Here is a 25,234-nt window from a genome sequence, read left to right as displayed (position 1 = left end):
GGCTAAGCTCCGCTCCCTTTTGGCTTTTTAAGCGCCCTCTTTTTTGATAACAACAGGAAAATTTGCTTCCATTTTTGGTTGTAAAAAAAGAACTTGCCTGACAAGTAAGGCTGGTTAAAGCTTGTCAGTTTTGACAAATGGATTAACACGAACAAAAAGAAGAACATCACGCCAACGAGCCCTAAAATCGCTGAAATGATAATCGCCCCAAAACGAAGGAGCCGAAACGATAGGCCAAAGCTGTAGCTCGGTACGGTAAACGATGTAATTGTAGTAATTGAGACGATAATGACCATGAGCGAACTGACGATATTGGCCTCTACTGCCGCTTGGCCGATGATAACGCCACCGACTAGGCCAATCGTTTGCCCGAGTGGTGAAGGCAAGCGGATGCCCGCTTCACGCAGCAATTCAATTGTCACTTCCATAATCAACACTTCCAAAATAGGCGGGAAAGGAATGTCTTCCCTGGTGGCGATGATCGTCATGGCTACGTCTGTTGGCAAAAGCCCATGGTGAAACGAAACAAATGAAATGTACAGCGATGATAGGAACACGGTTATAAACAAGGACATATAACGAAGGAGGCGGAGAAAACTGCTCGCAATCCAACGTTCATAATAGTCATCTGGAGACTGCAACAACATATCGAACGTAGTCGGCAAAATCAAGGCAAACGGCGAATTAGCGACAAAAAGAACAAGGCGGCCATCATTTAAGGCTGCGGTAACACGGTCAGGACGCTCTGTGCTTTGCATTTGGGGAAAAGGGGAAAAAGGCGCATCTTCGATCAACTCTTCAATCATGCCTGAATCTTGAATTTCGGTTGTTTTAATTTTATGGAGGCGATCGGTAATATCAGCGATAATCCCTTCATCGGCGACCCCTTTGATATAAAGGAGCGACAATGTTTTAATGCTCTCATTTTCTTTAATTTGGTGCTCTTCTACTTTTAAATTTTTGCTGTTCACCATTTGCCTTGTTAGGCCGATGTTATCGTCTAAGTCTTCTATGTAAGCGAGCTTTGGCCCACGGACGACTTTTTCAGTTGTCGACTCAGCAAAACTTCTTTTTTTAGGCGCATGTGTACGGAGAATAAAGGCAATTGATAAGTGTTCGGCGATCACAACTGTATTGCCTTCAAAAATGGCCATCACCATTTCATCTTGAAATAGAGTCGTTTTGCTTAATGTCGGCGCAAGCAAAGAACAGAAAGCGGCGTCGAAACGTTCGGAACCACTCAGTTTCTCAATATTTAAGCCAACTTCGGCAATGACTTTCCAACTTATTTGTGATCCGAGAAAGAATAAGCAACATTTCCGCCCATAACCAGGAATGGTAATCTCTTTGCTAACAAAATCGCCTTGTTCTTGAAAGGCGGCCTGGATGTTGCTTTTGATATCGTTATATGAAATCCCTATATAATCTGTTGCCACAACCAGAGCCTCCTTCTTTTACTGTTAGTGTGCAATAATTAGCTGCGCTTATGCATGAAAAAACCCGCCTTCACAGCAGGCGGGTTTTTAAACTGTAGCCAAACCTTACGTTCGACTCGGCTAACAGCGTAACTGATGTTTAATAACTTTGCTCAAGTTTTTCGATGAGACGTCCGACATAGGCAACTGCAGCTCGAATGGTTTCTTTGTTTTCCATGTCGACTCCGGCGATTTTAAATAAATCCAGTGGTTTTTTGGTGCCACCAGCTTTGAGCATGTCTAGCCAGCGGTCAATGACTACTTGGCCGTTTTGTTCATAAAGGGAGTACGCTTTGGTGGCTGCTGTTAAACCAGCAGAATACGTATACGGATAAAGGCCTTTGTAGTAATGAGGCTGCCTCATCCACGTCCGTCCGGCGCGCTCGTCAATGTGAACGGCATCGCCCCAGAAACCGGAGATAACCTCTTGCTTCGTCTGACGAAGCAAAACAGCGGTCAGTGGCACGCCTTCTTCAGCATAACGATAGACACGGTGTTGGAAAACTCCTTCAAGCAGGTGCGTGACAAAGTTATGATAATACGTCCCAATAAATTGCAACAGCACCCAGCGTTTCATCCGAGGATCGTCTGTCTGTTTAAGCAAGTGGTTCCCTAAAAACAATTCGTTGATTGTGGACGGCGCTTCAATGCAATACATCGATGGGCGAGTTACACTGAGAGGCTGATGGGCATTGGCAAGATAAAAATGCCCTGCATGCCCTAGTTCATGTGCAAGAATAAAACCACCGCGCATCGTATTTTTCCAAGTCAGCAAAATGTAAGGGTGTGCCCCATACGGGCTTGAACAGAAAGCGCCTGTCGCTTTGCCGATATTGTCAGCCCGGTCAACCCAACGGTCTGTCTTTGCCCTTTGCAACATGTCAACATAGTCGTCGCCAAATACGCGAAGTGCGTCAATGATGGTTGCAAATGCGTTGTCATAGGTTGTTTCTGGTTCAAACTCTGGGTCGAGCGGCGCTTTTAAATCTTCAAAACGAAGCTCAGAAAGGCCAAGGACCTCTTTTTTTAGCGTGGCGTAACGGCGCATATGAGGAGCTAGTTCCTCATAAATCGTGTCCAACTGGTTATGGTACATCGTTTCGCTGACGTCCTGATCGTGAAGAAGCATGGCTTCGGCTGACTTAAAGCCTCTAAGGCGAGCGATTGTGACATTCTTCGACACTTCGGTTGCAAACAATTTCGCGTATGTATGTTCATATGCTTTCAACGTCTCGTCGAAAACGTGAAACGCATTTCTTCGTTCTTCTGTATTGGGCGAAAGCTCATACTGGTCTTCAAAGCGGGCGAATGAAAGGGGCTTATCCTGGCCGTTTGCCCCTTTAAAAGCAGGAAACGACATATCAGCAGCTTTGCTTTGTGAATATGTGCTGTATGGCGCTGACAACACAGGCGACAGAGAAGCAAGGGCTTCTTCTGTTTCGGCAGAAAGGGTATAAGGCTGATTCGCCAACAGTTTGTCCAAATAGACGCTAAACCGCTCAAGCTCAGGAAGGGACTTACGGAATTGCTCGATTAATCCAGTCGGCAATGCAATAATATCCGCTTCTAGCTTTGCTAATTTCGCTTGGATGAGCGCTTGTGCTTCTTCAACGCGGCTTGCATTGGCTTGAGCGGCCTCATCAGCTCCATTTCCTGCTAAAGAAAGAGAAGCATAAGTGATCACCAGAACCGCTTTTTCCAATAGCGCTTCTCTTGCTTGGAGACCGTTTAGCAAATGTTCAGGGCGTTCCCCAAGTTTTTCGCCAACAGGAAGCTTGGCGCTTTGTTCTTTTACTTCGGCAAGCGCTGCTTGCCATGCTTCATCATTAGGGAACAGGGCCGTTAAGTCCCACGTTTCCTCTACAGGCACATCTTGACGTTTAGTTAAATCCATAATAGCCTCCTATGTTTCGTTAATCGAAATATATTTCCATTATACATGAATGCCCGGCCTTTGCCAGCCATCTTTCAGAATTTTTTTATGAATGGTTACGTATAGCCAAGAGAACAACCATTCGCTAAAATGGGGATAGACAATAAATGAGGTGGTTCCATGTTTAAACAGCGTTTGCCACAGCTATTGAACCAATTAAAGAAAGATGAACATGTATCTTACTGGAAAGAAATTGCGCCACTAGAAGCGAAGACAGTGCCTTTTCCAGCTGAATTGGATTTTAACATTTGCCAAGCCTTGCGAAAAAAGGGGATTGGTGAACTGTATACACACCAAGCAGAAGCCTTTGAAAAGGCATTAGCAAACAAACATTTTGTTGCCGTTACCCCGACAGCGTCTGGAAAGTCGCTATGCTACAATTTGCCTGTCCTACAGGAGATCGCTGCTTCTCCACATAGCCGGGCGCTGTATTTATTTCCGACAAAGGCACTTGCACAAGACCAAATGAGCGATTTGCACGGCATGATTGCCGATATAGGGATGGATATCAAATGCCATACATACGATGGCGACACTGCTCCGCAAATCCGTACGTCGATTCGCAAAGCAGGCCATATCGTATTAACAAACCCGGATATGCTTCATGCGGCGATTTTGCCCCATCATACAAAGTGGGTATCGTTTTTTGAGCACTTGCGCTATATTGTCATTGATGAACTTCATACGTACCGCGGCGTTTTTGGCAGCCATGTCGCCAATGTCATTGCCCGGCTTAAGCGAATTTGTGCATATTACGGCGCTAACCCTCAATTTATATGCACTTCAGCAACGATTGCGAATCCGAAAGAGCTGGCTCAAGAGTTAACTGGGTCAACGTTTGACTTAATTGATGACAATGGGGCGCCGCGTGGAAAAAAGCACTTCCTGTTTTACAATCCGCCGTTAGTGAATGAGCCTTTGCAAATTCGGCAAAGCGCTGTTGCCAAAGTGAATGAGCTGGCAGGAATGTTTTTGAAAGAAGGAATCCAAACGATTGTGTTTGCGAAAAGTAGAGTGCGTGTTGAACTGATTTTAAGCAGGCTCCAAGAATTGACGAAACGGACATTTAATCGTTCAGCAATCCGAGGCTACCGTGGCGGCTATTTGCCGAAACAACGCCGTGAAATTGAAAGAGGGCTCCGTTCCGGTGAGATTAAAGGAGTCGTATCCACCAATGCGTTGGAGCTTGGCGTTGACATTGGCCAACTGGAAGTTTGCATCATGACTGGCTATCCTGGTAGCATCGCCAGCTCTTGGCAGCAGGCAGGCCGTGCTGGGCGGAGACAAAAAGAGTCGTGTGTGATTATGGTGGCCGCCTCCACGCCACTCGACCAATATATAATCAAAAATCCACACTATTTTTTTGAACGGCCGCCTGAAACAGCAAGGTTAAACCCTCATAATCTTGTGATTTTTATCGACCATTTAAAATGTGCTGCCTACGAGCTGCCGTTTTCAACGGGAGACGTCTTTGGCGGTGAGGTCGTTGACGACTATTTAGATTACTTGACAGAGCAGCATGTACTTCATGCAAACAATGGCAAATGGCATTGGATGAGCGACGCTTTTCCGGCCCATGGGATCAGTTTGCGCTCAGCTTCACAAGAAAACGTCGTCATCATTGACCAATCAGATGTGACCAATCATCGCGTTATTGGCGAAATGGACCGCTTTAGCGCAATGACGCTCTTGCATGAGGAAGCGATTTATTTACATGAAGGTGTTCAATATCAAGTGGAACAGTTAGATTGGGATGAAAAAAAAGCGTTTGTCCGTGAAGTGAGCGTTGAATATTTTACGGACGCGAACCTGGCTGTATCTCTCCGCGTTCTTGAAGAAGACGAGAGTCGGGAAGAGGGCGATGTCCAGCTTTCATTTGGTGATGTTAGTGTGACAGGCAAAGCAACGATTTTTAAAAAGCTACGTATTAGCACGTTGGAAAATATCGGTTCAGGGCCGATTCATTTGCCAGAGGAAGAGTTACACACGAATGGGATGTGGTTATCGTTTAAATCCGAGTTGGTAGAGACAATCGGCGAAAGCGACTTTGAAGAAGCATTAGTAGCATTGGCTCATTTGCTTCACCACGTTGCACCTGTGCGCATTATGTGTGACCGGGGTGATATTCATGTTGTGCCGCAACGGAAGGCGACCCATTCCGGCTTGCCGACAATATTTCTATACGATTCTTACCCAGGAGGAATCGGGCTTGCCAAGGAAGTATATGAGCGGACAAATGTCATTTTAAGCGATGTTGCCGTTCTTCTTGATTCATGCGAGTGCGAATCAGGCTGTCCGTCTTGTGTCGGCAGCGCCTCTTCAGCAAAAAACATAAAAGTTCTCGTTAAAATGCTTGTTCGGCAATTACAAAAGGGGAGTATGACTATATAATTTCACATACCGTATTAAATGGAAGGAGGCGGCTATGTCGATCAAGGCGAAATTAAAACGGTTTGAATCTCATATGTCGACCACCGAAAAAGAGAAGGGATCGGCGGCGAACACCAACGAACAAGGAAGTTGGGAACAATTGAATACCGAGGCTTGCTCGTTTGACGGTATGATTTGTTATATTCGGACGAGGCGGATGTCTTTGCAAGAAAAACATGGCCCTAAAACATTTGCTGAAATGAAAGCCGCAATTGATCGTTGGGATTCGAGTGCTTTAGCCCATCCATTGTCTAAGAAGGGCATTCCTACTGAAAAACTGTTGTTTTTTGATACGGAAACGACTGGATTAAGCAGTGGGGCAGGCACGCAAATGTTTTTGCTTGGCTTTGCTTCTTTTACAGAAAAAGAAGTAGAGGTTAAACAGTATTTGCTGTCTAAACCTGATGCCGAGGTGGCTTTGTATCACTTTTTTCTTGCCGATGCCAAAAAGCTTGACCATCTTGTCACTTTTAATGGCAAGGCGTTTGATTGGCCAAGGTTAAAAACACGCCATTCATATTTGCGGGAAGCCGTGCCTGCATTGCCGAAGTTCGGTCATTTTGACTTGCTCCATGGTTCACGCAGGCTGTGGAAAAACGAACTTCCCTCATGCAATTTGAGTACGCTTGAAGCAGAAAAGCTTGGGATCAAGCGTACAGCAGATACACCGTCCTACCTAGTGCCAATGCTTTATTTTGACTTTGTCAGGGAAGGGAACCCAGCATTCATGGAATCTGTGTTTGCCCATCATGAAGCGGATATGCTGTCTTTAATTGCTTTGTATGCCAAGTTAAGCGACTTGATTTTAGATGCAAAGAGGCAAGCGAGTGACGCGGAACGCTACCAAATTGCTAGATGGCATGAAGCGACCGGCCAGCAACAAGCTGCGTTTTCTTTATATGAAAGCTTATTGGATAGCAAAGATTTTCCCCTTTTAGCCAGGCGCCACCTTGGCGACTTATTGAAAAAACAACGGCGCTACACAGAAGCGGCAGAGCAGTTCCATGCCTGTGTGCGGCAAGGGTTTGCCAGCTACCATTGTTGGACGGAGCTGTCGCTTATTTATGAGCATTATTTAAAAGAAAGGGACAAAGCGGAAATCTATGCCTACCGGGCATTAGAGTCTTCTTCCTCTAACAAGGAAAGGGAGGCTGCGTTAAAGCGGGCAACACGCATTAGCGGGAAATTAAAACGATAAGCATTTCCCGGGGAAGCGCAATAGTCGACGGTTTTCGCTGTAAAATGCGCAAGCATGCGACGTTTTTTGACTTCGATTGCAAAACGCCGAGGGCTGGAGGCTGTAAAAATAGGTAATCGAACTAGTACACCTGCTGATAGTCTGACATAAGGTATTAGTGACTCTAATATTAAAAGGAGGAACTTACTTTATGTTTCATAAACGTCCACCGCATTGCTGCCCGCCACCAAGACCAGTATGCAAACCAAATGTAAAACCTGCCGCAGACTGTGGGTGTGAGGCGCCAAATTTGCCGAATATGACGTTGCCAACGCAAACGCATGAGCTTCCAGCAGTAGTCCATCCGACGAAGCACAATGTCGTTGAAAGCACGAACGAATACATTGTGCCAGAAATCCATCCAACTCATACGACACATGTCAATAACCATGTGTACAAACACATTCATAAATTCCCGCATAGTGAAAGCGTGAAAGAGAATGTGCAAAATTTGCAGTTCTGCGAAAAGCCGCAAGCGACGATGCCAGCAAACGTTATGCCGTCAAATGCAAAGCCAGGCAATATGATGCCAAGCAATGTGATGCCAACAAATACAAAGCCGGCAAGCACAAAACCAACCGCAAAAACAAAATCAGAAATGAAGCCTAGTGGCATGATGCCATTTAATGGCTACGAGTACTAAGGTTAATACGTTGGGCGGGCGCGAGCCTGCCTTACGTATTGAATAAGGAGGGACGAGCTATCCATTCACTGCTTGTAACAGGTTATAAAGCCCATGAATTGGGGATTTTTCAGGAAAGTCATCAGGGGGTCCACTATTTAAAAAAAACGATTGAAAACCGATTGCGCCCTTTTATCGAAGAAGGGACGGAATGGATCATTACAAGCGGCCAACTTGGCGTTGAACAATGGGCGGCAGATGTGGTCTTTTCCTTAAAGGAGACTGCTTATCCACACATAAAACTGGCGATATTGCCTCCTTTTGAAGGGCAAGAGGCAAACTGGTCCCAAGCAGCGCAAGAACGCTATGCGGCAAGGTTAGCCATGGCTGATTTTGTAGAGTGTATCTCGAAGCGCCCATATGAGCATGTCGGCCAACTTAGGCAAAAAAACGATTTTCTAGTTCAACGGACGGACGGTCTGCTTGTTCTTTATGATGAAGAAAAGCAAGGTTCACCATTATACTATATTGCTAGCGCCAAAGCTCAGGGAAAGCCGATTTTTTACATTTCTCCTGAAGAGGTCGAGGAAACGGTTCGTCAAGACCAATATGACGACTTTCTTTAAAGCGTTGTAAAAGTTTGTGAATTGACTCGGTTTAAATTGACTTTAGGCGCGAGTTTTGAAAAAATAGAAGTAGTAACGTGGAATAGGACATGAGGTGATCTAAGATGAGCCAAATGGAGATTAAGCTGACAGCAAAAGAAATTTTAGATAAAGATTTTAAACAAAGCATGAGAGGGTACAACCAAGACGAAGTCGATAAATTTCTCGATACCGTCATTCAAGATTATGAAGCATTTCAAAAAAAAATCGAGCAACTTGAACGAGAAAATGAACTGTTAAAACAAGATTTAAAAAAGCAAACAGAACGTCCGCAACGGAGCCAAACCGTTACGACGCCTTCGGCTGGCAGTACCAATTATGACATTTTGCAACGTCTATCCAATTTGGAGAAAAAAGTGTTTGGCAGCAAAATGTACGAGTAATGATCCATGTCTATACGGATGGCGCCAGTGCTGGCAATCCAGGTCCTTCTGGAGCTGGGCTTGTTTTTATAAAGGATGGCGAAGCACAAGAATTTCGTTTTCACCTTGGAGACAAAACGAACCATGAAGCTGAATTTGCCGCAGTGGATATTGCCCTTGAACTATGCCTCCAAAAGGAATGGCAACAAGTGTCGGTGCGTACGGATTCAAAGCTTGTCAGTGACAGCATCGAAAAGGCCCATGTGAAAACAAAAGCATATGCTGGCTATCTTTGTTCCATTTTGGATAAAATTGCACAACTGGAGCTTTTTTTTATTATGTGGGTGCCAAGCAAACAAAACAAAAAAGCCGATGAACTTGCACGCTTGGCCATTCGTGAACCAAAGCGGTTATTTCGATAATGATTGCTAAGTTGGCGCAAATGTGTTAAACTGAACAAGTCGCTTATGACAGATACATGTCTTCAGACAACCGCTGCGCATTTTATGTGTAGAGGAAAGTCCATGCTCGCACCGGCTGAGAGGCCGGTAGTGTTCGTGCCTAGTTAATCCATAAGCTAGGGCAGCTGCTGTGCAGCTGACGGCAGGAGAGATGCCTACGTCCAAATGGATAAGGCATGCACTCCTTGAAAGTGCCACAGTGACGTAGTCTGCTTGGAAACGGGCAGAGTGGAACGCGGTAAACCCCTCGAGCGAGAAACCCAAACAATGGTAGGGGCATTTTTCAGTCTGAAAATGAACGGAACTGAAAAAACGAAGCAATTCGTAGATAGATGGTTGTCGCCGGAGTACGAGGCTCATCACCGTTTGTAGTACAAAGGTACAGAACATGGCTTATCGATGGCATGGAGATGAACGTTATAAGCGAGCCAAAACCCTTTACAAGGGTTTTTTTTAATTTTCCTCCGAAATTCATCTCCCACTTCTAAACGGAGTGAAAGTGGGAGATGAATTTCGGTTAGGCATAGCCTAAAGTTTCTCTTTTTTGTGCTATGATAATGAAAAGCTCCTGGTCGTAAACTATCGTAGGTTGATGATGCCATATCTCACTATGTAAAAGAAAGGTTTGCTAGACTGGAGGGAAATGCTAATATTTCCTTGACAGAATGGAATCACGATGTTGGCCATGTACCTATTTTGTTCAAAGCTCATCCGAATAGTGAAATGCTTATAAAAGCGCAAGTTCTCGACTTATCAAAAAGCATGTTCCATAAGTGGAAAGAAAACGTTGAAAGAGTATGTTTGGTCAAGAAGCTTTTGCTTACTTACAACGGGTGGTTCGCCCATCGAAGGGATAAAGAATATAGAAAATCAAGGGATGAAGTGAGGTGATTCGATATGGCAAACAAAGCATATAAGTTCCGTCTGTACCCAACGCGAGAACAAGAGCAGCTTCTTGTGAAAACCTTCGGTTGCGTTCGTTTCGTCTACAATAAAATGTTGGCTGAACGAAAGGAAACATATGAGAAGTTCAAGGACGACAAAGAAGCCTTGAAAAAGCAAAAATTCTCGACTCCTGCCAAGTACAAAAAGGAGTTTGTATGGCTCAAAGAAGTCGATAGTCTCGCATTGGCGAACGCCCAACTGAATTTGCAGAAGGCATACAAAAACTTCTTCTCTGGTCGTGGTGAGTTTCCGAAGTTCAAAAGCCGCAAGGCAAGACAGTCCTACACAACCAATGTGGTCAACGGAAACATCATGCTTTTGGATGGCTATATCAAATTACCGAAACTGAAACTTGTAAAAATGAAACAACATCGGGAAATTCCGTCCCACCATGTCCTCAAGTCTTGTACGGTTTCTCGAACAAAAACAGGAAAATACAATGTTTCGATTCTCACTGAATACGAACATCAACCTACACAAAAAGACATACAAGCTGTTGTTGGCTTAGATTTTTCCATGAATGGCTTATTTGTCGATAGCGAAGAAGGGAAGACAGCCAATTACCCTCGTTTCTATTGCCAAGCCTTGGAAAAGTTAGCGAAGGAACAGCGTATTTTATCACGCAGAAAGAAAGGCTCTCATCGTTGGCACAAACAGCGTCTGAAAGTAGCGAAGCTACATGAAAAAATGGCGAACCAACGAAAAGACTTTCTACATAAGGCATCACACAAATTAGCGAAACGGTATGACTGCGTGGTGATTGAAGACCTCAACATGAAAGGAATGGCACAAGCCCTTCATTTCGGCAAAAGCGTTGCTGATCATGCATGGGGCATGTTCACGACATTCCTCCAATACAAGTTAGAGGATCAGGGGAAACAGCTTATCAAAATAGATAAGTGGTTTCCATCATCCAAAACGTGTTCATGTTGTGGTCAAGTAAGGGAGTCTCTCGCTCTTTCAGAGCGCATCTTCCATTGTGATTGTGGTTTTGTGGCAGATCGAGATTGGAACGCTGCTATCAATATCAAACGTGAAGGGTTACGACGGTTCGTATAATTATCAATAGAGCATGGAACAGGCTCGATAGCTAAGTCAATTTCGTACCATTAGGTGCGATTACCTTAGAAGCCTCCACCTTTAAGCGAAGCGTAGGTGGCGGTAGTTCACTGGAATCTGATAGAATAAACGGGGAACACTGTTTGGCAGGAGGGAAGAAAAATGGACAACCAAGCAAAAACGATGTATCTCATAGGCGTTGTGCTTTTCCTGTTAACTGGGATTGGCTTTGCGATTCAAGGTGATTTACTTGCAGGTGGAGTATTCCTTGTCTTGTTTTTTGCGTTATACATGCTGATTGTCTTTTTGCACCACCGCTCCTTACGTACGCGAAAGCTCGCGACATTTTTAATGTTTGCTTTTGGCGTCATTGCTGCTGCAGGAGCTGTTTTTGCTTATACGCAAGGCGGCTATTTATGGCATTAGCGCCAGTGAAGAGAAGAGAAAGGGGCATGAACGATGAATAAAGTGACGCTCATTGCCACAACCACAATGGGACTGGAAGCAATTGCTGCAAGGGAAGTACGCCAGCTTGGCTATGAAAACGTAACCGTTGAAAACGGCCGTGTGTTGTTTGAAGCAGCAGTTGAAGCGATTCCAAGGGCAAATTTATGGCTGCGCACAGCAGATCGGATCAAAATCCGCATTGGCGAATTTAAAGCCATGACTTTTGATGAATTGTTTGAGAAAACAAAGGCGCTCCCGTGGGCGGATTTGTTGCCGCCCCATGCGGAATTTCCTGTTATTGGGCGATCTGTCAAATCAAAGCTATTTAGCGTTTCAGATTGCCAAGCGATTGTAAAGAAAGCAGTCGTCGAAAACTTGAAAAAACGCTATAAACGTAGCTGGTTTGATGAAAATGGGCCGCTATACCGAATAGAAGTAGCGTTATTAAAAGATGTGGCGACATTAACATTAGATGCAAGCGGAACAGGTTTGCATAAGCGGGGATACCGTGTTTTACATAATCAGGCGCCATTAAAAGAGACGCTTGCTGCGGCGATGATCCAGTTAACGACATGGACGAAAGACCGTCCTTTCGCTGATCCTTTTTGTGGTTCGGGGACGCTTGCGATCGAAGCAGCCATGATTGGCCAAAACATTGCACCGGGGTTTAACCGTGACTTCGTATCCGAGGAGTGGCACTGGATTGGGGAAGAGCGCTGGAGACAAGCGCGTGAAGAGGTTGAAGATTTGGCTAATTATGACCAGCCTCTTGATATCATTGGATCAGATATTGACCACCGTGCGGTTGAACTGGCAAAAGGGAATGCAATAGAAGCAGGGTTAGGCGATGTGATTCAATTTAAACAAATGCAAATGAAAGATTTTCGCCATAAGCGCCCATACGGAATTTTAGTTGGCAATCCCCCCTACGGCGAACGGTTAGGGGAGCAAAAAGAAGTCGAGCATTTGTACAAAGAAATGGGACAAGTCATGGCATTACATGATACGTGGTCTGTTTATGTTTTAACTTCCCACGAGGAGTTTGAACAGCTATATGGCAAAAAAGCGAACAAAAAACGCAAACTTTATAACGGTAACATTAAGACAGACTTCTATCAATTTTTTGGGCCACGCCCGCCAAAACAAGAGTAGTTTTAACGAAAGCCCGCGCATAAGCGGGCTTTTTTAAAAACGGTGCTTATCAGGGAGGATCAAGATGAAGATAGGAACGATTGGTACTGGTTCGATTGTAGATTTATTTTTATCCGCTTTAAAAGACATAGACGGTGCTGAATGTGTTGCCATGTACTCTCGAAAAGAAGAAACAGCGAAGCCATTAGCTGAGAAACACAAGATAACAATGATCTACACGGATTTAGTAAACATGTTTGCGGATCCAGCAATCGACTTTATTTACGTAGCTTCACCAAACAGTTTCCATTTTAGCCATACGTACGAGGCATTACAAAATGGAAAACACGTTATCTGTGAAAAGCCATTTACGTCGACCGTACGAGAAACAGAACGAATCATGGAACTTGCTCGCGAAAAACGATTAATGGTGTTTGAAGCGATTACGACCATTCATTTGCCCAATTATCACCTTATTAAAGAACAGATTGGCGAATTAGGCCCGCTTAAGCTCATTCAATGTAATTATAGTCAATATTCTAGCCGCTATGATCTCCTAAAGGCTGGTGAAACTCCAAATGTGTTTAATCCGCAATTTTCTGGCGGTGCATTAGCTGACATCAATATTTACAATCTTCACTTTGTCCTACATTTATTTGGAGCGCCTCAGTCAGTTGACTACACAGCAAACAAACATCCAAATGGAATAGACACTTCAGGAGTCGTTGTATTAAAATACCGCGATTTGGTAGCTGAGTGTGTGGGCGCTAAAGATACGAGAAGCAAAAATTTCGTTTTGATACAAGGAGAAAAAGGGTACATTCATGTGGAAAATGGCGCAAATGGGTGCCGCAATGTGAGCGTGCATTTACAAGACCAAGCAATCGATTTGAATGAACAAACGAGCAGTAACCTGATGTATTATGAACTTCGTGCATTTAAAGACATCTATGACAACCAGCGATATGACCGTTGTGAAGAATTACTAAAGCATTCGCATTCTGTTATGCAAGTATTTGAAAAAGCAAGACAGTCAGCCAATATTGTGTTTGCGGCTGATCAGCAATAAACAGGATCAGAATTTATTCGAGCCGATAGCGTCCTACTTCAATAACGTAAGGGACGTCGTCGGCTGTTTGTGTGAATAAGAGTGGTGAGCTTTTTTCCATACACCTGCTCGATGGGGCCATCTCAAAATTTTCTTCATAATGCCTTACTTTTTTACAATCTGTTCACAGGTGCTGCCTTAAAGGATAGCGGTCCGTTTCCGATATAAAAGAGGAGCTTGGTTTAAACACGACCAAATGAGGTGTAATGAAGGTGGTGTATACAACGATTTAATTACCATAAGAAATAATATGTAAATAAGTACAGCACTAACCTCACTTACCTTGGAGAGTACATTTATCGAGATTTGTTTGAGAGGTACCACTGAAGCTGTAATAGTGCGTAGGGAGGAGTATGAATGCCAAAAGTTGCGTCAATGATAGTGAAATTTATAAAGGAAAAAGGTTGCAAGACAGTTTTTGGCGTTCCTGGAAAACCGGTTGTTCCACTGATTTTGGCGATGGAGGAAAGTGGAGTATCGTTTGTCCTGGCTAGACATGAAGGTGGCGCAGGCTTTATGGCTACTGGATATGCCCTGCAAACAGGCGGACTAGGAGTGGCAATTGGGACGTCTGGTCCAGGTGGCACAAACATGATTACTGCGGCTGCCCAGGCTCAAGCCTTCCATGCACCCGTTTTATTCATTACAGGACATCCGCCACTTTCACAATCAGGGATGGCGCTTGGCCAAGATTCAAGCATGTTTGGCACTGATTTAGTAGCTTTGTTCAAGCCTGTTACAAAATTCAGTGCGAAAGTCGAAAGCAAAGGAATGCTCAAGCGCTATTTACAGCATGCGGAAGAACAGGCGTTGACAGGAGCAAAGGGGCCGGTCCATTTGTCCGTTCCGTTGGATATTTTGATTGAGGAAGTGGATGAATTTACGCTTTCTCGTTTACCGGTGCAAGACCACATACGCTCAGGAAACATTCAACTAGCCATTAAAGCGTTGAATAGAGCAAAACGTCCACTCATGCTAGTTGGGAAAGGTGCCCATTTTTCTGGTGCTTACAAGGAAGTGGAACAAGTAGCGGAAAAGTGGAGTATACCTGTTGTGACGACTCCTGGTGGAAAAGGGACGTTTGTGACCGATCATCCTCTTTCTCTTGGCAGTCTCGGATTAGGCGGTACAGAAGGAGCTGCTGCTTATGTAAAAGACAAGCCGATTGACTTGCTTCTTGTAGTAGGCTCAAAACTAAGCGATATGTCAACAGTAGGGCTTACAGCAGGAGGAATGCCAAGTCAAGTGCTCCATTTTGATTATCAAGGGCTATTTGTCGGGAAATCGCTGCCTGCTGATACGCTATTTGTCCAAGGAGACGCCAAAATCAATTTACAGCAACTGTTGCTTGAGGCAAAGGAGTTTCCACAACGGCAACAGGTTGATTTGCGAGAGTACAGAGACAGGAACCGCGCGCCAGTCGATGGTTGTGATCGACTTTCTACTGCGCAAACAATGGGCGCACTTCGGGAAGTGCTGCCAGCAGACACTGTTGTTTATGGAGATGACGGCAGCCACACGTTTTATGCAATTAAGCATTTTCGTACATTGGTGCCGGGAACGTTTTACTTCGATGATGTGTTTGGGGCAATGGGCCATGCGATCGGTCTTTCAATAGGGGCAAAGATGGCTCAACCTCAACGACCAATTGCTTGTTTTACTGGAGATGGCTGCTTATACATGCACGGGACAGAAATCGCTACAGCAGTCGACCAAAAAACGAATGTCCTATTCGTTGTCTTTAATAATGGCATGCTTGATATGGTTGACAAAGGAATGAAGCATAATTTAGGTCGGACAGCAGGAACAAGGTATGAACAGGAAATCAATGCTGCCCTATTTGCAGAATCTTTAGGGGCAAAAGGGTTTCGCTGCAACACTGTTGCAGAAGTGAAAGAAGCGGTGCAAAAAGGGAACCGATTTGAGGGGCCGGTAGTGGTTGAAGTCATGGTCAGCAAAGAAGAGACGCCGCCAACGCTCGGACGAGGGTAAAGAAAGGAACTCAAACCATGGAAAAAGCACAATTAGGATGGAAACAAATTGAAGAGATGGCGGGCGAAGCAGGGATCGAGGCCATGGAGGCAGTCGAAGCGTTTTCGCCGCGCCTTGCGAAGCTAGCGCTTGAGTTTGGTTATGGCGATGTATATGCGGGAGACGCACTTGACTTAAAACAACGGGCGTTAATTACGCTTTCTTCTTTAATTACACAAGGGGACCAAGGCAGGGGGCTAACCTATCATTACAAAGCAGCATTGCGTGTCGGGGTGTCAAAGGAAGAGATTTTGGAAGTCATTAATCATTGTAGTGCGTATGCCGGATTTCCAAAAGCCATCCATGCCTTATTTGTATTTAAGCAAGTATGGGATGAATACACACCATAGCAATTAGCCACATATCAAGACTGATTTTTCGGTTTAACAACATTTGAATTGGGGGAAGCAAAAATGGCAAAATTTGAAACGAAAATAAAAGATGACGTTTTTTACTTTAAGTATTTGGAAATGGCTGCGACTGTGGAGGAAGCGAAAGAACAAGCAGCTTTTGTCAAAAGCGAACTAAGCAAGCCAGGCATAAAGAAATTCCTAAATGACAATAGCCATATTAAAACGGTTGCCAAACCAGAAGTGAGCGAAATATGGGGAGAATTAATGGAGTGGGTAGCTAGCAATGTTGATAAGAATGCAACAATTACGCCAAGTGTTACGTTGAAAATGCAGTTAAACCGCTTGTCAAAAAAGGCCGGAACATATGAAAGCGTGCGGGCATTTACCGATTTAGACCAGGCGCTTGCATTTATCGGCGCTCCCGATTTTAAAATGTAAACACACGGAAAGGCACGGTTAGCAAATATGAAAAGAAAAGGTTCAGTTTATAAGCAACTGCAAATTCGATTAGCTGGCTGCACCCTTATAGCAATGATTGTTCCGGTTGTTGTGCTGGCGCTTGCCGGGCAACTTAGTTATCCCCTTTCGTTTGCTCGTTTTGAACTATGGGTGAGCCTTATAATTGCCAGCGGACTCACCGTGCTCCTTGCTAGCTATTTCTCTAAGCGTATGTTTGCCCCTTTAAAAAAAGCAGAACAACAGGTCAATTTTGGTGCAATTAAAGAAGGGAAAGCTGCGAGTCAGCTCGATATGCTGCTTGAGGCGCTAACGGTAAAAGACAATCAAGAAAAGAACAACGAGCTAACTGCAAAAACAACTACCGTTTCCGCCCAATTGCAAGCATCTGCCGCTGAAACTAGCGAAGGCGTAGCGGAGATTGCAGAAGTGATGCAGGAAGTAGCGGCAGGCAACACAGGACAAGTAGAAGCTATCCAAAACGTGAATAGCACAGCTGCGGAAATTGTCTTTAACGTAAAAGAAGTATTAGAGAGCACCGAATTTGTCGCCCAATCTTCGCAAACGGCTTTAACCCATACTAAAAACGGGAACAAAGCCGTCGAAAATATTACGGCCCAAATTGATCTGATTGGCGATCATGTCCAGCATTCCCACGAAGTCATTCGTGAGCTTGGAAAAAAGACAGAGCAAATTGAACACATTCTCACGTTTATTGTCGGCATCTCAAAGCAAACCAATTTGCTGGCCCTTAATGCAGAAATTGAAGCAGCGCGGGCAGGCGAACATGGAAGGGGATTTGCTGTGGTCGCTAACGAAGTACGATCATTGGCAGAACAAACAAATGTTGCGACAAGCGATATTCAAGAGATCATTTCTGAAATTCACCAGCAAAGCAGACAAGCAGCCGAAGTGATTGAAAAAAGCACTATTTCTGTGGAAGACGGGATAACGATGAGCCGTGAAGTTGGCATTGTCTTTAAAGACATTTACGACAATGCTCTGGAAGTCGATGAGTTCATCCAAGATGTCTCAGAATCTATCCGCGAAGTTTCTAGCCATATGGACAGCATTTCGGGCACGATTGCCGACATTTCTGCGATAGCGGCACAAGCAAATGGCAGCGTACAACATGTAGCGGCAGTGGTGGAAGAACTGAGCGCATCGATGCAAGAAATCTCCGCTTCAGCGACTGTTTTAACAGATGTTGTTTACGAACTCGATACGCAGTTGGCTTAATGAATAAAATGGCAACAGCCCTTGATCGGTGCTGTTGCCATTTTTAGTTGTGGGTCAAAAAGTTTCCTTCGGTCAACTTTTTTGTTTACAGCAAAAATGCAATTCGTTATAATACAGTTATCTCCCTTCTTTCTGGTAGTGGGGTGAGCCATGATTGGAGCTGACCAAAATCAGCTCCTTTTTTAAAGGCATTTTAAAGAAGAAAGCACAAAAAGGGCTTGACATTGAAAATGATATTCATTATCATTTAGTTTGTAAGATCCCCCTTATCCCTTTTCAAAGTTTTCCTTTGAAGCCTTTGCCATTGCGGCAAAGGCTTTTTTTGCTTGCAGAATCCATTTTCTTAATCGCAGTAGGAACAAAAAGCAAGAAAAATCGACATTTTTCTTGCTTTTTTGCTACAATGATATGAAACAGTATCAATGAATAAATGGAGGCTTGTTTTTATGGATAGCAGAATTGAAATCACATACGACGTATTTGAGGCAATGTGGCTGATTACGCTCATTGATGAAGCAGGGCAGCGGGTAGGTAAGCCTGAGTATTACAAGAAAAAGGAAAAAGCATTGCAACAAATTCCTTCTTTGAAAAAAGAGTATCCTGATATTCCAATCCGAGTATACAGCAAGAGCGATTTTTTAGTTGCAGTTTATTAAATCACCAAGTTGTGCCTAAAGACAGATACGGGTTTGACGCTTTAATCTGTAATGCCGCTTCCGATCACGGTTAGATCGACGTTGACATCAATATCAAGAGATGGGTAAGTGTCATGCCATTGCTCCATATTCAAATGGCGGATTTTGCTACTGGCCACGTCGCCAAGGCCAATCGGATCGATGCCGCGCTGTTGGAACCTGTTAACTAGTGTTTGCATTTGCTCTTCGAACTGTTGAATGCCGAGCTCTTTTATTTTAGTGAGGTCTTTGGCACTCATGCTTAAGCCGCCACTTTCACTAACAACGCCTTTCATGTAGACGAGAATAGAAACATGTAAGCCGTTATCGTCTTTGGTAATCGTGTATTGCGGTGTTGCTTGGACATTCTCAAGGCTTGCAAACGAATCACTGCTAATTTGCACTTGGTAAAAACCACCTCGGAACGGCTCTGAAAGCAATTTAAAAAAGGAAGCTTCATGGACATTCAGCTTATCGATATAACGGTCCTCTTTAAACAATGCCAAGCCTGTTACACGAGCGTGATCATCATTGCCTTTAATGATGGGCAAAAACATATCAGTGCCTTCTGCGTAATATTGGTATAAGGCGGTATGCAGTGTGACACGTGGGTAAATTTCCCGTTCACTCTGTTCAAGTAATTCATTTAAATATTGATAAACAGTCGTGTCTAAATGGTAATTTTTAGAGAGCAAATCGAATGTTTTTCCTTCAACAATCGCAGGGCGAAGATTGCGTCCGATCATTGAATCCCGTTGGTGGACATTTAAAAAATAAAAAATGCCGTCTTCGGCAAGGCGGTCTTGAAACAACATGAGCCCAATCCGGCCGACAACCATGTATTTGGAAGACTCTGTTTGCATTTTTTTTTGTGTGATCCGCGAAGTATTTCCGGTAGCAGTAAATACTTTTGTTTGCGGCAGCGTTTCCTCGCTAGGAAGGACGATGAGTGAACTCGCTACGCTCCTGAATTCGTTTTTATTCACATAATCATAGCCAATTGCTTGAATGAGCTGAATGTCTTCAATCACTTTTGTACGAGGCGCGCATCCTCCTAGCACTAAAACGCAGCAAAGGGCAAGCAGCCATTTTTTCATCGTTTGTTCCCTCCTTTAATAACAGCAAGCTTTACTTTTTGGGCAATGTATAAGAATGGGACGTAAGTAATAATGGTCCAAAAGCCAATTGCGGCTGTCATATCATTCAATTGATTGACTTCCTTACGCCCTACGACGAAAAAGGAGCAAACAAACAGCAAGACAATTAACAGGCGCAATCCGGTGCGTTGTTTGATGGAGAAGGCTTGGTTTGCAATGCGGCTTGCTGCCCAAAGCAGCAAGCAAATGGTAGGCAACACAACAAATAGCCAAGTCGAAATACCAATGTACTCAAAGCGTTCGATGACGGACAAATCGACGACTTTCCATAAGGTAATTGTGGCCCAAATCGTTTGATTAAGTTGATTTTGATTAAAATAGATAGTCGTTAACACAATTGCAAGCGTGTAGATGAGTGTGGTTGTGAAGACCGCTAAATGGCTCCATTTTTGCGATGCAGGACCGTTTTTTAAAAAGGGATAGGCAACCAATAAAACCTCGAAGCCGAGCATATTAAGCGTCATTGCTTTGCTGCCGAGGAGAATGGCTTGCGGTGAATGTTCGAACAAAGGGAACAGATTGCTAACATTCGCATGTGTAAATGCAAAATAATTTGCCAAAAGCAATGGGGCTGAAACAAAGAGGCCAATCACACAAAGACCGACAACGACACGCAGCCCATTTGTTACATAAGAATAGGCAAGGCAGACGAGCAGCAAAAACAATACCCATACATACACTTCGACAAACATCCACATTTGAATAATCTCGATATACGTACGAATGACCGTGTAAGCAAGCAAGGCAAAATAGCCGATAAAATAAAGGTTCAGCAAACCACCAACTGCTTTTCCAAGCACGGCTTTGTGGATCGCGACAAGGTCTCCTTCCCCTCGCTTCAATATGCCGTATAGAAGCCACACGAGTACATGGACTGTCATCCCTGCCAGCACCACAGATAACCAAGCGTCCTGGCCTGAAAACGTAGCGATAATTCGCTCAAAACCAAGGACGCCAACGCTGATTTGAGCGCCGACAACGATAAAAAAGCTGAAAAACGGCGAGAGTAGCCGACTTTCACTTGGGGCTTGAGTGTGTGTAGCTGGCATCATTGGTCCACTCCTTTTTTTACTCCTCGATGTCGCGCTTTTTTAGATGGTTGCCGTCGTGGCTGGAGCTAAAGCGCTTGCGTTTCTTAGCTCGTACGCTTACGGGGCGCTTTTTCTGTTTGTTAAACGGCAACCTAAAAAAGGAGTCTTTCAAATCAGTTACTCTCAACGGATAAATTGGTGCTAAATAAGGTTGTCCAAGCGAAGTTAAAACAAGTAAATGGCTTAGAATGAGGGCGAAACAAGCCGCTACTCCTAAAAAGCCAAGCCACTGGGCAGCAAGGATAAAAGGAAAACGAATCAACCGGATTGTATTGCCCATTTGGTAAATAGGTGTCGTAAAGGAAGCAAGCGCAGTCAAAGCAACAATGATTAAGAGTATATTGCTTGTAAGGCCTGCTTCGACGGCAGCAGTTCCGATAACAATACCGCCAACGATCCCAATCGTTTGGCCAATTTTATTCGGCAATCGTGCTCCAGCCTCTCTTAGCAACTCAATGACAAGTTCGAGAATCAACGCCTCAAAAATAGGCGGAAAGGGAATGCCGCTTCGCGAGGAAACGAGTGTATTCAGCAGTTGTGTCGGAATCATTTCATAATGGTACGTCATCACAGCCACATACAAGGCTGTCGACAAAATCGAAAACAATACAGCACATAGCCGGATAAGACGAAAAGCAGAGGCGAGTGGCCATGGCAAAAAATAATCTTCAATAGCAGAAAAAAATTCAACAAATGAAGTTGGCCCAGTAAGTGCATGGGGCGAGCCATCAACAATTACGGCAACTTTTCCTTCGGCGAGCATCGCAGCAACTCGGTCGGGGCGTTCTGTATCAATCAGTTGCGGGAAAATCGAATTGGAGTCATCTGAAATCAATTGCGCGATATAAGAACTATCGATGATTTCATCAAAGCCGATGTCTTCAATGCGTTGTGTGACCGTTTGTACGACTTGATTATTTGTAATGCCGTCTATATGTAAAATTGCTACTTTTGTTTTACTTAAATGGCCAACGATTCGTTCGGTTATGACAAGGTCTGGAATCGGCAGCCGCTTGCGCACTAAGTTAATATTGGTCGACAGCGGTTCAACAAACGCTTCTTTTGGCCCAACTACACTAAACTCGACTTCAGGCGGATTGATCGAACGAGTTTCAGCTTGCTGTGCTGGGACAAGCAACGCTTCTGTCGGTGCCTGTTGAAGACAAATAAGGACTTCGCCGCGCATTAAAGCTTGTTCAATTTTAGCTAACTGATGTTCAATTTTCGTTTCTTCTACTCTAATCGCTTCTTTTACACCAACGAGTGTTTTAAGTTGCTTATTAGCAAGAACTGGCAAAATCTGTTCATGGATGACGTTGGGTTTGACGATCGATGAAAAATAATAAATCTCAAAAGGATTGTCGTCCGCCTGTTTAAAGGAATGAAAATCATTTGATCGCCGACACAAGTCAAGGAGCTCTTCCAGCGTCTTCGCGCTTGAACGTTTTTGTTTACGAATTTTTCGTTCGAAACGGCCTTGTTTGCTTTGTTTAGGCATTGGCATCACTCCGAGATTGGCATGTCCATTAGTCTGTGTTGAGCCACTTCTTTTATGCATGAAAAAGAGAATGTGGGGTGGGAAAAAGATTGATAAGCTCACTGTTCATGGCATGTACATCGTTTAAGCCGGGTAATAGTAACCACTAGGCAGGGCGTTTTTTTATTGGCCATTTCACATGGATTGTTCGCCACTGTGGAGATGTTTTTTTAATTTTGACGAAATGTTATCTGGCTTCTATAATAAAAAAAAATGGAAGAGGAGTCGTCAGATGTCATTATATATTGTTACTAAAAGGTATCAAACGTGTTATCCTGATCCACTCATTTTAGAAAAAGGCGAGAGCGTCCAATATGGCGAGGAAGATACCGATTACCCAAAGTGGATTTTTTGTGAAGCGGACAAATCGCATAAGAAGGGGTGGGTACCGAAACAATTTTTAACAGTTCCAAATGAAAAGGGAGAGGCCTATTTGTTGGAATCCTATACTGCACACGAGTTGACAGTTGCAGTAGGACAACGGCTTATTGTCAATAAAGAATTAAACGGCTGGCTGTTTGCTCGTACTGAAAAAGGCGAGGAAGGCTGGATCCCAGCTGCCATGCTGTTAAAGCAGCAATAGGCAAAATAGAAAGAGCGAATCAATGACCGGCAAGAACTCATTCAAAAATGATGCATAAATAAAACTGCCTGGAATCACGAAGTCCGCTATGTTGATAAACGGGCGCAAACAATAGGTTGTTCGTTGATAGATCCCCCGTGGAGCCACATATGTCTTTCCATGACTGATACGTGTAGCTCTACTTTTCCACCACTTTCCTCATAATTTCACTTATCGTATTTCACATAAAAAAAACAAAATAAACAACACTACACCTAAAGGAGTGCACGCTATGCTAGATGGTTCGTGGGTAACAATAAAACGAGGCAATCACACGATTTTAGGGTGGATTGAAAAAAACAAATCCTTTCATTGCAAAGATCCTTTATACCAAACGTACTATTTCCATACGCTTCATCCCGAACGGTCAAAAGCGCCGATTTTAATTTACTATAAAGACATACATAAAGCCGAATTGACGTTAGAAGACGAGGATTACCATACGATGCAATTACTTGCACTGGAATTGAAAGATGCCAATTGGTTTTCTGAAATAGGGGAGCGGCGAAAAGAAATTCCTTTTTGAAATCCTTCTACTTATGAGATAATCAACAGAAATACTGACCATCTTACCCTACACGTAATTCCCACAAAAGCCGTGACAAAAAAGCGAATTTGCGTAATGATAAGAAGGGAGAGGGGGATTTTTTTCGTGTATTCAATTGGTTTAGACATAGGCACTACGAGCGCAAAAGCCGTGCTCTATACAGCGAACAACGAAGAAATTTGCGCATGTGAAATTGCCTATCCATTGCTAAAACGGAAGGTAAACTATGCAGAGCAAGATCCAGATGTCGTCGTTGATGCTTGTTTTACAGTCCTTCACCACGTTATAAATAAAGGGCAAATACAAGGAAAAGATGTTTCATTGGTTGCCTTGTCCTCAGCCATGCATTCACTCATCGCCGTTGACCAAAACGGCAAACCGCTGACGCTTGCGATTACTTGGGCAGACAATCGTTGCGCCCCTTTTATAAAAACGTTAAAAGGGACAAGCCAAGGAAGACATTTTTATGAAAATACAGGAATACCGATTCATCCGATGTCTTGGATTGGCAAAATCCACTGGTTACGAGAAAATGAGCGATCTGTTTTTAAACAAGCGTATAAATTTATCACGATGAAAGAATATTTATGTTTGCGATTGACTGGCCACTATGTGGTCGATCATTCAATGGCGAGTGGGACAGGCCTTTATCATTTACGGAAACAAGCATGGGATAAAGACGTATTAGCTTTTCTTGAAATTAGTGAAGATAAGTTGTCTTCGCTCGTGCCCACAACTTACGAATTGCCGCCGCTAACAGCAGAGGCACAAGCGCTGCTTCCAGTTGGAACGGATTGCCGTTTTTTTATTGGCGCAGGGGACGGCGTATTGGCCAATATTGGCGCTGACGCGCTAGAAAAAGGAACGGTTGCGATTACTATTGGGACAAGTGGAGCTGTGCGAACGCTTGTAGATGACGTAGTGACGGACGAGTTACAGCGAACATTTTGTTATGCGCTTACAGAAGGAAAGTTCATCGCAGGCGGTGCGACCAACAACGGTGGTATGGCATTGCAATGGTTTATTGACCAATTTTCAAAAGGAATGCAAACGGAAGCAAATGGACGCTCTATCCATGAATCGATTATTAAGTCAGCGGCCAATGTTCCTGCTGGTTCCGAAGGTTTGCTGTTTCTTCCATTTTTAAATGGGGAGCGTGCTCCATTTTGGGACCCGGATGCAAGAGGGACTTTTTTCGGCGTTTCTATGCACCATCAACATTCTCACTTTGCAAGAGCTGTAATGGAAGGAGTCCTCTATAGCATTTGCTCCGTTGTAAACGCATTGAAGCAATCCCTTGGCACAATCGACCGCGTCCAAGCTTCAGGCGGATTTGCTCGCTCGCCTGAATGGGTCCAAATGCTGGCGGATATCATTGGCCAAGATGTCTCTTTGCCTCCGTCTCACCATGCTTCAGCGCTAGGAGCTGTTTTGCTTGCCAAACATGCCATTGGGGAACTCGATATGTTTGCCGCAGCAAAAACAGAGAAAAAAGAGCAGGCACTCCTTTTTAAGCCTAACCTTCAGCATACAGAAGTATACCAAGAGCTGTTTGCTATGTATGAACGCCTGTACCAAAAACTAGAAACAGAATTTAGCGCCATTGCAGCCTTTCAAAGTAAGTAAACCGTATTTTTATTATGTTAACTAAT

Annotated in this window: 23 protein-coding genes, 1 other RNA gene and 1 pseudogene; 20 read left to right on the top strand and 5 right to left on the bottom strand. The window is 44.0% G+C overall.

What is annotated here, in order from left to right:
* Nucleotides 1–2: 2 nt before the first annotated feature.
* A complete protein-coding gene (locus V5G21_RS19605; protein ID WP_212929798.1) occupies nt 3–1,436 on the bottom strand; it encodes a spore germination protein in 1,434 nt (477 codons plus the stop codon).
* 139 nt (nt 1,437–1,575) lie between these two features.
* A complete protein-coding gene (pepF, locus tag V5G21_RS19600) occupies nt 1,576–3,369 on the bottom strand; it encodes an oligoendopeptidase F (protein WP_338465032.1) in 1,794 nt (597 codons plus the stop codon).
* A gap of 159 nt (nt 3,370–3,528) precedes the next feature.
* On the opposite strand from pepF, the gene V5G21_RS19595 reads away from it, so the two are divergent.
* The 17 genes and pseudogenes from V5G21_RS19595 to V5G21_RS19515 all read left to right on the top strand — a co-directional run bounded on the left by V5G21_RS19595 (nt 3,529) and on the right by V5G21_RS19515 (nt 18,610).
* Complete coding sequence (locus V5G21_RS19595; protein ID WP_338465031.1) at nt 3,529–5,799, top strand: DEAD/DEAH box helicase; 2,271 nt, start codon at nt 3,529–3,531, stop codon at nt 5,797–5,799.
* A 34-nt stretch (nt 5,800–5,833) separates the two neighbouring features.
* A complete protein-coding gene (locus V5G21_RS19590; protein ID WP_011246861.1) occupies nt 5,834–7,036 on the top strand; it encodes a ribonuclease H-like domain-containing protein in 1,203 nt (400 codons plus the stop codon).
* A 190-nt stretch (nt 7,037–7,226) separates the two neighbouring features.
* On the top strand, nt 7,227–7,718 hold the full coding sequence (locus tag V5G21_RS19585) for a spore coat protein (protein ID WP_011246860.1): 492 nt from the start codon (nt 7,227–7,229) through the stop codon (nt 7,716–7,718).
* A gap of 38 nt (nt 7,719–7,756) precedes the next feature.
* A complete protein-coding gene (locus tag V5G21_RS19580) occupies nt 7,757–8,323 on the top strand; it encodes a DUF1273 domain-containing protein (RefSeq protein ID WP_011246859.1) in 567 nt (188 codons plus the stop codon).
* 104 nt (nt 8,324–8,427) lie between these two features.
* Nucleotides 8,428–8,745 (top strand): cell division regulator GpsB, encoded by a 318-nt coding sequence (gene gpsB, locus V5G21_RS19575; protein ID WP_011246858.1) that lies wholly within the window; start codon nt 8,428–8,430, stop codon nt 8,743–8,745.
* Nucleotides 8,745–9,146, top strand: a complete 402-nt coding sequence (locus V5G21_RS19570) for an RNase H family protein (protein ID WP_011246857.1) — start codon at nt 8,745–8,747, stop codon at nt 9,144–9,146. Before gpsB ends, V5G21_RS19570 begins: the two co-directional genes overlap by 1 nt.
* Nucleotides 9,147–9,204: 58 nt before the next feature.
* An RNA gene (gene rnpB, locus V5G21_RS19565) (RNase P RNA component class B) lies at nt 9,205–9,586 on the top strand.
* 190 nt (nt 9,587–9,776) lie between these two features.
* Nucleotides 9,777–10,071, top strand: a pseudogene (locus V5G21_RS19560) (IS200/IS605 family transposase); the annotation flags it as partial.
* Nucleotides 10,072–10,082: 11 nt separating this feature from the next.
* On the top strand, nt 10,083–11,189 hold the full coding sequence (locus tag V5G21_RS19555) for an RNA-guided endonuclease TnpB family protein (RefSeq protein WP_011246856.1): 1,107 nt from the start codon (nt 10,083–10,085) through the stop codon (nt 11,187–11,189).
* 162 nt (nt 11,190–11,351) lie between these two features.
* A complete protein-coding gene (locus V5G21_RS19550) occupies nt 11,352–11,615 on the top strand; it encodes a hypothetical protein (RefSeq protein WP_011246855.1) in 264 nt (87 codons plus the stop codon).
* Nucleotides 11,616–11,648: 33 nt separating this feature from the next.
* On the top strand, nt 11,649–12,788 hold the full coding sequence (locus V5G21_RS19545; RefSeq protein ID WP_011246854.1) for a THUMP domain-containing class I SAM-dependent RNA methyltransferase: 1,140 nt from the start codon (nt 11,649–11,651) through the stop codon (nt 12,786–12,788).
* Nucleotides 12,789–12,852: 64 nt separating this feature from the next.
* On the top strand, nt 12,853–13,836 hold the full coding sequence (locus V5G21_RS19540) for a Gfo/Idh/MocA family protein (RefSeq protein WP_063609854.1): 984 nt from the start codon (nt 12,853–12,855) through the stop codon (nt 13,834–13,836).
* 396 nt (nt 13,837–14,232) lie between these two features.
* A complete protein-coding gene (locus tag V5G21_RS19535; RefSeq protein WP_063609855.1) occupies nt 14,233–15,867 on the top strand; it encodes a thiamine pyrophosphate-binding protein in 1,635 nt (544 codons plus the stop codon).
* Nucleotides 15,868–15,884: 17 nt separating this feature from the next.
* Complete coding sequence (locus V5G21_RS19530) at nt 15,885–16,256, top strand: carboxymuconolactone decarboxylase family protein (protein WP_011246851.1); 372 nt, start codon at nt 15,885–15,887, stop codon at nt 16,254–16,256.
* A 63-nt stretch (nt 16,257–16,319) separates the two neighbouring features.
* The gene (locus V5G21_RS19525; protein WP_011246850.1) at nt 16,320–16,697 is read left to right on the top strand and encodes a hypothetical protein; all 378 of its coding nucleotides are present in this window, start codon (nt 16,320–16,322) and stop codon (nt 16,695–16,697) included.
* A gap of 27 nt (nt 16,698–16,724) precedes the next feature.
* Nucleotides 16,725–17,954, top strand: coding sequence for a methyl-accepting chemotaxis protein (locus V5G21_RS19520; protein ID WP_073304084.1), 1,230 nt, complete (start codon nt 16,725–16,727; stop codon nt 17,952–17,954).
* Between the two features lie 446 nt (nt 17,955–18,400).
* The gene (locus V5G21_RS19515; RefSeq protein WP_035202542.1) at nt 18,401–18,610 is read left to right on the top strand and encodes a hypothetical protein; all 210 of its coding nucleotides are present in this window, start codon (nt 18,401–18,403) and stop codon (nt 18,608–18,610) included.
* 41 nt (nt 18,611–18,651) lie between these two features.
* On the opposite strand, the gene V5G21_RS19510 is transcribed toward V5G21_RS19515, so the two are convergent.
* Genes V5G21_RS19510 through V5G21_RS19500 form a run of 3 tightly spaced genes read right to left on the bottom strand, consistent with a single transcriptional unit; the run spans nt 18,652 to nt 22,374 of the window.
* Nucleotides 18,652–19,725 carry a Ger(x)C family spore germination protein gene (locus tag V5G21_RS19510; protein ID WP_063609547.1) on the bottom strand — a complete coding sequence of 358 codons (1,074 nt, stop codon included), beginning with the start codon at nt 19,723–19,725 and terminating at the stop codon, nt 18,652–18,654.
* Nucleotides 19,722–20,837, bottom strand: a complete 1,116-nt coding sequence (locus V5G21_RS19505) for a GerAB/ArcD/ProY family transporter (RefSeq protein ID WP_063609548.1) — start codon at nt 20,835–20,837, stop codon at nt 19,722–19,724. The genes V5G21_RS19510 and V5G21_RS19505 overlap by 4 nt, the downstream gene beginning before the upstream one ends.
* 16 nt (nt 20,838–20,853) lie before the next feature.
* Complete coding sequence (locus V5G21_RS19500) at nt 20,854–22,374, bottom strand: spore germination protein (RefSeq protein WP_063609549.1); 1,521 nt, start codon at nt 22,372–22,374, stop codon at nt 20,854–20,856.
* 271 nt (nt 22,375–22,645) lie between these two features.
* Here V5G21_RS19500 and V5G21_RS19495 point away from each other — a divergent pair, with 271 nt between their 5' ends.
* The 3 genes from V5G21_RS19495 (at nt 22,646) to V5G21_RS19485 (ending at nt 25,208) form a co-directional block, all read left to right on the top strand.
* Complete coding sequence (locus V5G21_RS19495) at nt 22,646–22,996, top strand: SH3 domain-containing protein (protein WP_062746790.1); 351 nt, start codon at nt 22,646–22,648, stop codon at nt 22,994–22,996.
* 271 nt (nt 22,997–23,267) lie between these two features.
* Nucleotides 23,268–23,561 carry a hypothetical protein gene (locus tag V5G21_RS19490; RefSeq protein WP_062746792.1) on the top strand — a complete coding sequence of 98 codons (294 nt, stop codon included), beginning with the start codon at nt 23,268–23,270 and terminating at the stop codon, nt 23,559–23,561.
* A gap of 126 nt (nt 23,562–23,687) precedes the next feature.
* The gene (locus V5G21_RS19485) at nt 23,688–25,208 is read left to right on the top strand and encodes a gluconokinase (protein WP_167369557.1); all 1,521 of its coding nucleotides are present in this window, start codon (nt 23,688–23,690) and stop codon (nt 25,206–25,208) included.
* The last annotated feature ends 26 nt before the right edge of the window (nt 25,209–25,234 follow it).

It is taken from the genome of Shouchella rhizosphaerae (assembly GCF_036700015.1).
In the GTDB taxonomy this organism is placed as follows: Bacteria; Bacillota; Bacilli; order Bacillales; family Bacillaceae_D; genus Shouchella; species Shouchella rhizosphaerae.
The sequence above is the reverse complement of the archived record's forward strand: the minus strand, read 5'-3'. Positions and strand labels throughout refer to the sequence as shown.